At 38.0% G+C, this 10,480-nt stretch carries 5 protein-coding genes; 2 read left to right on the forward strand and 3 right to left on the reverse strand.

Translation table 11 applies throughout. The features are described 5' to 3' along the window. Positions 1–1,269 (reverse strand): alpha-amylase family glycosyl hydrolase (locus F6K13_RS05395; protein WP_353735635.1); only part of this gene is annotated, 1,269 nt, incomplete at its 3' end. A gap of 619 nt (positions 1,270–1,888) precedes the next feature. Between F6K13_RS05395 and gyrB the strand changes: the two genes are divergently transcribed. Next, positions 1,889–5,137, forward strand: a complete 3,249-nt coding sequence (gene gyrB / locus F6K13_RS05400) for a DNA topoisomerase (ATP-hydrolyzing) subunit B (protein WP_205127393.1) — start codon at positions 1,889–1,891, stop codon at positions 5,135–5,137. A 504-nt stretch (positions 5,138–5,641) separates the two neighbouring features. Here gyrB and F6K13_RS05405 read toward each other — a convergent pair. Together F6K13_RS05405 and F6K13_RS05410 are read right to left on the reverse strand one after the other, a co-directional pair. Further along, a complete protein-coding gene (locus F6K13_RS05405) occupies positions 5,642–6,238 on the reverse strand; it encodes a 50S ribosomal protein L25/general stress protein Ctc (protein ID WP_124145383.1) in 597 nt (198 codons plus the stop codon). 1,363 nt (positions 6,239–7,601) lie between these two features. Next, a complete protein-coding gene (locus F6K13_RS05410; RefSeq protein ID WP_124145382.1) occupies positions 7,602–8,936 on the reverse strand; it encodes an adenylosuccinate synthase in 1,335 nt (444 codons plus the stop codon). Positions 8,937–9,712: 776 nt separating this feature from the next. Between F6K13_RS05410 and F6K13_RS05415 the strand changes: the two genes are divergently transcribed. Beyond that, positions 9,713–10,480: adenosine deaminase (locus tag F6K13_RS05415; protein WP_287286996.1), on the forward strand; the 768-nt coding region annotated here is incomplete at its 3' end.

Raw genomic sequence — 10,480 nt, forward strand, 5'->3', positions numbered from 1 at the left:
TGACACTGCCGGATTTAGTCGTCGCAACTTGGATAACAAATGCAAATCCTGATAGAGTCGAGTAGAACAATCCCACTTTTCCATCATCGGGCGATTGTAAGGTTCTTCTCCACCATTAGTATCGTTGTGGAGATACTGTTCCGTGCCGTAAGTAATGCAGGGAATTCCACGACAGGTCATAATCAGAAGCGTCGCTAGTCGTAATATATCTGGGTCGGGATTAATACTTTGAAATCGGGGTATATCGTGGTTGTCAATGAAGGTAATTAATTCTGTTGCCCTATTATAGTAATAATCTGCCTCAAAGACATTGTGAATCAAGTTAAATCCCTCCGGTGCTTTTTCAGCTAAGGCCGAGCGAATTGCTCCACACAAACAATAATCCAGAATCGACATTCCCGATTTATTAGTTAAGTTAGCCGACTTGCCATCCCAAGGGTGACATGGTATGCCAACTTCTCCAAAAACGAACAGAGAGGGTTTATGGGCCTGCATATCCCCAACAAATTCCTGCCAAAACCAGAGTGGCATATGTTTGACAGTATCAATTCGTAAAGCATCCACGCCCTTATCTAGCCATTCCTTAATTGCCGATTTAATATAACGGCGAAAGTCTGGGTTTTCTTCATTAAATGTTGCTAACCCTGAGATTTCACAGTAAAGTTGCTGCCATTCGTCATGCCAATCTGTAATTGTTTCGTTGTGATGATACCAATTATTGACATCGTTATGAAAGTCTGCTATTTTCACTCCATCATCGTAGAGTTCACCTTTGCAATCGTTAATATCAGGACTACTGTGGTTACAGACAATATCTAGGATTAGTTTCATGCTTCGAGAGTGCATTTCAGCAATCAAGCGATCGAATACTGTATAGTTGTTCAGAGTAGTCGATTCGCCCTTGTTAAGAAAACGCGGATTAAGTCGCTTAAAATCCCGTGGCCAATAGCCATGCAGGGCTGTCATATCACACCACATTCCTTCTACCTGTTCAAATAGGGGGGAAATCCAGATGGCTGTAATTCCCATTCCTTCCAAGTAATCGAGTTTATCAATAATCCCTTGTAAATCTCCGCCCCAATATTTGCACCAATGCTCTTGAGTCGGGTCGTAATATTCTGGGTTAAGTGCTTCATGTTTAGTTAGGTCACCTTCATAAAAGCGGTCTACTAATATAAAGTAAATAGTTTCTTGGCGAAACTCGATGGAAGGACTAAAAAAAGTCTCTATTTTGTCTTCGCAAACTGTTTGACCGTTTGAAGCAGCCAAACTATTTGTTTTGGACTTAAACTCAACACTGTAGATCATTAGCAACTTCTAGGGTTTTTTTTGGGCACATTTGATCTTTTCAGTGGTCATGCAAAATTAATTACATATCTATAACAAACTGAATTATTTGTCTTCTCAAGAATTTGACATCCTCCCCGGCCTAAAGGCACGCAGATTTTATCTTAGTCTAGTACAGCTATCACAGGCAAGATGTTTGTGCTACAAAGGTCTATATTTCCTATTTAGAAAGTAGCATCAAGGGAATTATCTCATTATTGATGGCTTGCTGATTAAAGATCAAAGCATTGAAATATAAAGGTTGTAGCATTTTAGGGACAATTTTTCCGACTATCTTCTCTATAATTCCAATTTCTCCTGACTTCTGACTTCTGACTCCTGACTCCTAACCTCTTTTAATTTTAGTTTTCTCCAAAAATCTCATCTTCCCTTCAATCCAAAATCAAAAACATAAAATCAATAATCAGGTACATCCCCTAAATAAATTTATCCTCAGAATAGCCCAGAGTCGCTTTTAAGGCTTTTATGTTATAATTTAGTAGAACTTTATCATTTTTTGACAAAAGTTGCGATTAAAGCCATTATTAGGAGGGATATTGCTATGGCCAGCAGCGATTATGGCGCTGAACAAATACAAGTTCTCGAAGGTCTCGAAGCGGTACGCAAGCGACCAGGAATGTACATCGGTACCACAGGGCCTCGTGGACTACATCATCTAATCTACGAAGTTGTCGATAACTCTATCGATGAGGCGCTAGCTGGTTATTGCACCCACATCGAAGTCGATCTGAATGAAGATGGTTCTGTTAAAGTTACAGATGATGGCCGGGGAATTCCGGTGGATACCCATTCTAAAACAGGTAAGTCAGCTTTAGAGACAGTTATGACTGTCCTCCACGCTGGAGGTAAATTTGGTGGTGGTGGTTATAAAGTTTCTGGGGGATTACACGGAGTGGGGGTTTCTGTGGTCAATGCTCTGTCAGAGTGGGTAGAGGTAACGGTTTGGCGTGATAAAAAGACACATATCCAAGGTTATGAGCGTGGCAAACCTACTGGTAACCTGAAATCTAAGTCTAATAAAGAAAAGCGCACGGGTACATCAGTACACTTTCTCCCGGATGAACAAATTTTTACTACAGGTATAGAGTTTGACTACAATACTATTGTTGGTCGTCTGCGAGAACTAGCATATTTGAATGCAGGTGTCAAGATTACGATCACAGATCACCGCCTAGAATTAATCAAAAGTGATGAACCACGAGTTGAATCTTATTGTTATGAGGGTGGTATCAAGGAATATGTTGTCTACATGAACCGGGAAAAGCAACCTTTGCATGAAGAGGTGATTTTTGTACAAGGGGAAAAGAATGATGTACAAGTAGAAGTTGCTTTGCAATGGTGTGTGGATGCTTTTAGTGATAATGTTCTTGGTTTTGCCAATAATATTCGGACTATTGATGGCGGTACTCATTTGGAAGGGTTAAAAACTGTTTTAACCAGAACTATGAATGGTATTGCTCGTAAGCGAAATAAACTCAAAGAAAGTGATTCTAATTTGGGTGGTGAAAATGTCCGGGAAGGTTTAACGGCAGTTATTTCTGTAAAGGTTCCCGAACCAGAATTTGAAGGTCAAACAAAGACTAAGTTAGGCAATACTGAAGTTAGAGGTATTGTTGACTCTTTGGTAGGAGAAGTTTTAACTGAATATTTAGACTTTAATCCTCAAATTGCTGATGCAGTTTTAGAGAAGGCTATTCAAGCTTTTAAAGCAGCAGAAGCAGCTCGTCGAGCGAGGGATTTAGTTAGGAGAAAATCAGTTTTAGAATCTTCTCCATTACCAGGAAAACTAGCCGATTGCAGTACGAAAAACCCTGAAGAATCCGAGATATACCTGGTCGAAGGAGACAGTGCCGGGGGCTGTTGGCTAAAAAATCAACAAATTGCTTTAGCTGATGGACGTAATCTCAGCTTTGGAGAAATAGTAGCTGAACAAGCTGAGGGTAAAGAACATTTTTGTTACACAATTAATGAGAAGGGATATGTGGCAATTGAAAGGATAATTAATGCGAGAATGACGAAGCAAAATGCCAGAGTTATTAAGATAATTTTGGATAATGATGAAACTCTAATTTGTACTCCAGACCATCCTTTTATGCTCAGAGATGGTAGTTATAAACCAGCAGCTTTATTAACACCAAATGATGCTTTGATGCCTCTGTATCGAAAGTTATCTCAAAAGACAAAAACTGGTCAGGGATTAGATGGTTATGAAATGGTTTGGAACCATAAAAAAGAAAAGTGGATTTATACTCATTTATTGGCAGATTTTTATAACTTGAATGCAGGAGTATATAAGTCAGGAGATGGCAACCATCGTCATCATGTTGATTTTAATAAACTGAATAATAATCCTACCAATATTCAGCGACTTCCAGCAGAGGATCACTTGGCATTACACAGGGAACATCTTGAATTCACTTTACATCGTCCTGATGTTAAGGAAAAAAGTCGTCAAGCTCATACAACTGATGAATTTCGGGCGAAGATGAAGGAACGAATGCAGGAACCTGAGACGCGAGAAATTTTATCACAACAAGCTAAAGCACAGTGGGAAGTTGATGAGTATAAAGCTTTTATGGTTCAGAAATGGCGGGAGTTTTATGATAGCAATGAAGAGTATCGTGAACAAAATCGCGAACAGTTAATGAAAGCACAGCAGGAATATTGGAGTAAAGCTGAGAACTGTGAAGCTCGAGCAGAACAAGTGCGGGATTATTTTGCTAATAACCCAGAAGCACGGGAAGCAGCTTCTGAAGTAGCAAAACAGCAATGGCAAGATGAAGATTTGTTGGAGTGGCGACGGCAAAAAACTAAGGAACAGTGGACTCCTGAATTTCGTGCCAAGCGTCGCGAGGCGTTAAATCAAACTTACTATCGCAAGACTCTTGAGGCGTTGCATAAGGTTTACCAGAGTTCTCGTTTCATAGATTTGGAATTGTATGATATTTATCGTCGTCGCGAGAAGGATAAGTCGATGTTGAAGTTTGAGACTTTCTGCGACCGCTATTTTGGAGGAGACGAATTTTTAGCGCGGGATGCTATTCGTAATTATAATCATCGGGTTGTTTCTATTGAACCTCTGGAAGAGCGACGGGATGTTTACGACATTGAAGTTCCTAATACTCATAACTTTGCTTTAGCTAGTGGAGTTTTTGTGCATAATAGTGCCAAACAAGGTCGCGATCGCCGTTTCCAAGCCATATTACCGTTGCGGGGTAAAATTATCAACATTGAAAAAACGGATGATGCTAGGATCTACAAAAATAATGAAATTCAATCAATGATTACAGCTTTAGGTTTGGGTATCAAAGGTGATGAGTTTGATGTGAGTCAACTACGCTATCATAAAGTAATTATTATGACTGACGCAGATGTTGATGGTGCCCACATCCGCACGTTGTTGTTAACATTTTTCTACCGATATAAACGAGCGTTGGTAGACCAGGGTTATGTATATATTGCTTGCCCTCCTTTATATAAAGTAGAGCGGGGTAGGAATCATTACTATTGTTATAGCGATCGCGAACTCAACCAACTCGTTCAAAATGAGTTTCCTGCTAATGCTAACTATACTATCCAACGGTTTAAAGGTCTCGGTGAAATGATGCCAGGACAACTTTGGGATACGACAATGAATCCAGAAACTCGGACTTTGAAGCAAGTAGAAATTGAAGATGCTGCGGAGGCGGATCGGATATTTACAGTATTGATGGGCGATCGGGTTGCTCCCCGGCGTGAGTTTATTGAAACTTATGGACCAAAATTGAATATTACTGACCTGGATATTTAGTAAAAAATAGGGATGACAAAGGTTCTTTTTGAGCAATTCTCGTAGAGACGTTTCATAGAAATGTCTCTACATTTTTTTTCACATTTATGTCTTGAAGAAAGCAGAAGGCAGAAGGCAGAAGGCAGAGGTCAGAAGGTCTAATACCATTTTGAAAAAAAAATGTTACGAATAATAAGTGTGATTAAAAGACAAGTGCAGGAAATGTCCCTTTGACAGAAAAGAGAATTTATGACCTAAAAACTGGTATTGAAACCATTCCCGTGTGACTTAGTCCTCCTGAGTTCCCCTCCTGAGAGGGGTTAGGGGTGGGTTGATTTCTCAGAAATACCCTAGCTATTTGTAGCAAACATTTATCAATTTGGTATAATTGCTCATGGATAGTCTTCTACACGCCATTGAGTGTCTTATCATCCCATACAATTTTCAACACCCCCGTTGACGGTGGGGTATTAAACCCACAAAAGAAGAGATAATAATATCAACTGATACTATGAAATCTCTACTTTATTCTGCTGCTTCACCCTCCGACTCTGTAGATGACGCTCCCACAGGAGCCATTACACGCGCTAACACTAGGTCTGCTTCTCCTGCCGCTTCTACTCCTTCTGGTAAAGTAATTTGATTTAGCTGAAGAGACTCTCCTAACTTAAGACCTGAGATATCTATATCCAATGTTTCAGGAATTTTATCTGGTTTACATCTGATTGCTAATTCTGTAACAACCTGGTCTAAAATTCCACCATCTACCTTAACTCCTACTGGATCGCCAACAAAATGTATAGGTACTTCTACATCTAAACTTCCATGAGCAGCTACGGAGAAAAAACTTAGGTGAAGAATTAAAGGTTTATAGGGATGAGATTGAACTTCCCGAAGAATAGTTTTGCCACTCCAAGAAATATCAGGAACTTGAAGATCGATAATAGTATTGTTAATAGAGGTATCTTTTAACAACTTTTGTGCTTTTTTAACTTCAATTGTTAATGGAACTGATTCTGTACCTTGATGACCATATAATACTGCAGGAATTAATCCTTCTCGTCTTAGAGCTTTGGTTTTGCTACCTTCAGGTCTTTTTTGACATTCTACTGTAACTTCCATCTTGACTTTTTTCGCTTAGTTTGCTTACTAATTATACCAAAGTTTTGGATACATGACATTGACAATTAATATAATGTTTGTTTAATAGACATAGGCGTGAAAAAGATATAGACTTTTTGCACATAGCAGGCAACAGGCAACAGCTCCGGAAAGCAACAGGGAATAGATTTGTAGGAAAAAGGTACGAAAAATGATTTAGGGAACTGACTTTTACAACTCTAGCTGATATTAAATAAAGGGTAAGTTTATTTTCACCAGATGTCTAATAGCTATTTGGAAAAAACATTCTTCTCACTTCAACAACAAATTTATCTATTTTCCCTACTCCCTTATTTATCAGTATTCAATCGGACTGATAATCTAAAACCTGAACAGATAATTACATTTATAGTCATTTAACTTTAGATTGAAACAAAGATTTCTTGCTATTAGGGAGTTTCAGACGAAAAAACGTCTCATTTTTAAGTTAAACTACTATAATTACATTTTTGAGGCAAGGAAGAAGAAATAAACGGCAATAACGAAAAGCGCTGTAAAAGAACTTTTAGACATTCTAGTTTTACAGCTTATCATAATAAAAAATCTCTTAGGATCGAGGAATCAGATTTTCAATTTTTTATATATTTCTGGATTTTTTACCAAACTTCGGTAGTGGTGCATTGTAATGGTATAACCAGTAGGAGGATCTTGCTCCCGTTCTAAGTTTTGCTTGCCTCAAGGTACCATTACGGCGACAGGATTACCAAATCTTTTATTGTAGAAGGCAGAAGTAAAAATCTTACCTGGTCTAAGTTTTAGATTCTTTAGCTGTCCTAACCTTTGCTTCAACTGCGATAAAATATCTTTGAAGAAGGCAGAAGGCAGAAGGGAAAATTGCTTATTGATTCAAACCCCAAGCCATTTTAAGCACAGTTTAGACAGTGGGGTATTAAACCCGCCACAGAAAAGATAATTATGCTTTTGGCAGAAGTTAGTATCCAGAGGAATAACAGAAATAGAAGAGGTATTAAAAAAACGGCATTGCATCACTAAGGGATGATTTTGATATTTGCCCAAAAATTTGCCATTATTGATCAAAAGTTTGAGTTTCAGCAAATTTAATCATCATCCCGCAACTATGCAACCCCAAAAAAACGGAATAAATTAATATTTAACTTTTACTTTTGCCAGCAGTTTATTATTTGAGTAGGTCAGTAAAGTCAAATAAAAAATAATTTTTGAGAAAAAATGGGAGTTAAACAATTTTTTTCTCCTTCCTTAAACTCTAAATTATTAGTTTGAGATTTCTTTATACCCATCCACATTAAAAACAATTATCATTTATCATTTATAGCCAAATCACATCAAAATCAAATTTGATCGATTAAGAAATAATCGTAGTACCATGGGAACCTAGGAGTGCTCGCTTTGGCCCGTGAATTGGGTCTTCAACTACAATAGTCTGATCACGACTAGCTCCTAAAGACACAATGGCAATAGGTACATTCATTAGCTCTGCCAAAAACCGTAAATAATCCAAAGCTTGCTTGGGTAAATCTTCAAGACTTCTACAATCTATAGTTGGCTTTTGCCAACCAGGTAAAGTTTCATAAATAGGTTCACATTTAGCTAGCTGCAAAGAACTACTGGGAAAATCTTCACAACGCTCACCCTCCATGTCATAAGCTACACATACTTTAATCTCTGGCAACTCATCCAATACATCCAATTTAGTAATTGCCATACAATCCATACCATTAATTCGGACTGCATAACGTCCAATTACCCCATCAAACCATCCACACCGACGTTCACGACCAGTTGTTGTCCCAAATTCTGCACCGCGATCGCGTAGCAATGTCCCTATATCATCTTTAGCTTCCGTGGGAAATGGTCCTTCTCCCACCCTAGTAGTATAGGCCTTCGCCACCCCAATTACTCGGTCAATCATTGTTGGCCCTACTCCCGTACCCACACAAGCACCTCCTGCCACTGGATTTGAGGAAGTAACATAAGGATAAGTACCATGGTCTAAATCCAAGAGAGTACCTTGTGCCCCTTCAAATAAAATATTGCGTCTGTGTTGAATTGCATTGTAGATTTTTAAAGACGCGTCTATAACATTAGGTCTGAGACGCTCTGCATACTCTAGATATTCTTTTACTACCTCATCTGGGTCTAAAGGAGATAGATTATAAAGCTTTTCTAAAATTACATTCTTATAGTTAACTGTCCAATTTATCTGTTCTTTTAATCTATCTGGACTCATCAAATCAATCATCCGAATCCCAGTACGCTCAGACTTATCAGCATAAGTTGGACCAATACCTCTTCCTGTAGTTCCTATTTTTTGACTGCCTCTACGTTCCTCCGATGCCCGGTCTATTAGTCTATGGTAAGGCATTGTCACATGAGCAGCTTGAGAAATCATCAAATTTGATGTGGAAATTCCTAAAGCTTCAACCTGGTCTAATTCTTCAATCAGAACCTTGGGATCGATCACTGTTCCAGAACCAATTATACACTCAGTATCAGGATAAAGAATACCCGAAGGAATTAAGTGTAGTTTAAATGTTTGACCATCAACAACAACAGTATGGCCAGCATTTACTCCCCCCTGGTAACGCACTACCACATCTGCTGACTTGCTCAACAAATCAGTAATTTTTCCTTTTCCTTCATCGCCCCACTGGGCACCTATCACTATTACGTTAGCCAAGGGTCTCCTCTACGGATAGTTAACACAATTTTTTATTATTGCATCAACTAAAAATTATGTCAATTTATTTTTGTTAATTTTTGTTACAATAAGCTAAGGTCGTATGCCTCAAATTCTTGCTGTCATTTAGGGTTCAAATAGCAGGAGTCAGGTAGGGGAGTCGTCGGATTAGCGACGTACAGGATAAATGGGGATTATAAACGAGGTTAGGAAGAAGAATTGTCTGAGATTTTTCAGCTTAGGTCTGCTCAAAATATTAGCTTTTCACTCCTAAGAGCTAGCACTTTAATTTCTGTGAAAAAAGGTTTTTACCTTTAACACTATCTCTCAAATGCTTTTATGCTTAACCAGCAAGCTCTAATTATCAATTGGTAAAGAGGCAAAAATCAGACTATTTGATTTTGTGTTGAAATACTGTTTCGATTCTTTAATCCTAACTAGGTGACTACTGATTTTTTAATCCTAGAAAATACTATTGTTGTCTTAGATAAAATATGGAATTATAGCAACTCCCAAGAAGCGTGAGGTACAAAATTCGTAATTTTTAGTAGGGGCGTTAACGATAGTTATTGGCAAGCTAATGGCCGTTCTACCTGTACAGAAGTAGCGGGTGTGGCACCATGGGGTGCGATAGCTTGAGCTACTCTGATGGTATAACCCTCAGTATTTAGATAACTAACATTTCATTTGTGCAAAACTTATTTAGGACAGCTATATATTACTGAAACTAGGATTACTTATTAATACTTATACTTACAAGGATGAATTAGATTTTTATGGCTTTACACGCAGAATTACATAGACATTTAGGAGGTTCCGTAGTTCCTAGAGTTTTATGGCGATATTTCCAACGCCAAAATGAGGAGCTAGCAAACCGTTTTCCCGAATATCAACAATTTGAAGAATTTTATACCAAACCAAGGAACACATTAGATGAATATTTAGAACTACATACGTTAGTAGAACACGTTCAAACTATTGAGACATTGCCTTACTTTATTTATCGCTTAATTCGAGGTGCTTATACATTTGAAAATTTAGCTTATTTAGAGTTACGTTATACACCTTACTTGAGAACTCCAGACCATTTATCTCAGTCTGAACGTATAGATTTAATGTCAGAAATAGTTACAACTGTGGGTAAGGCAAGTCAACAAAATGAATACCCGATTGTTACTAGCCAAATTTTATGTATGCACAGTAGGTTACCCTCTGAAGTTAATCAAGCAATTGTAGATTTAGCAGTGCAAATGCCAGAATATGTATGTGCTATAGATTTAGCTGGTGGAGATAATCATTATGGCGAACGTATAGATGAGTTTATTAAACTATATAAATATGCGCGCTCCCAGGGGGTAAAAACTACTGGACATATTTATGAAACTCCCAACGGTTGTCATCCAGAATTACTACCTTATTTAATGCGAATTGGTCATGGAATTCAAATTCCTTTAAAACATCCAGAACTATTAAAAGAAGTAGTTGGACAAACTTCTAAACATTGCCCTTTGTTAGCTACTTCTTTTAATAGTTCTGGATGTTTT

Source organism: Okeania sp. SIO2B9, from assembly GCF_010672505.1.
Taxonomy (GTDB): Bacteria; Cyanobacteriota; Cyanobacteriia; order Cyanobacteriales; family Microcoleaceae; genus Okeania; species Okeania hirsuta.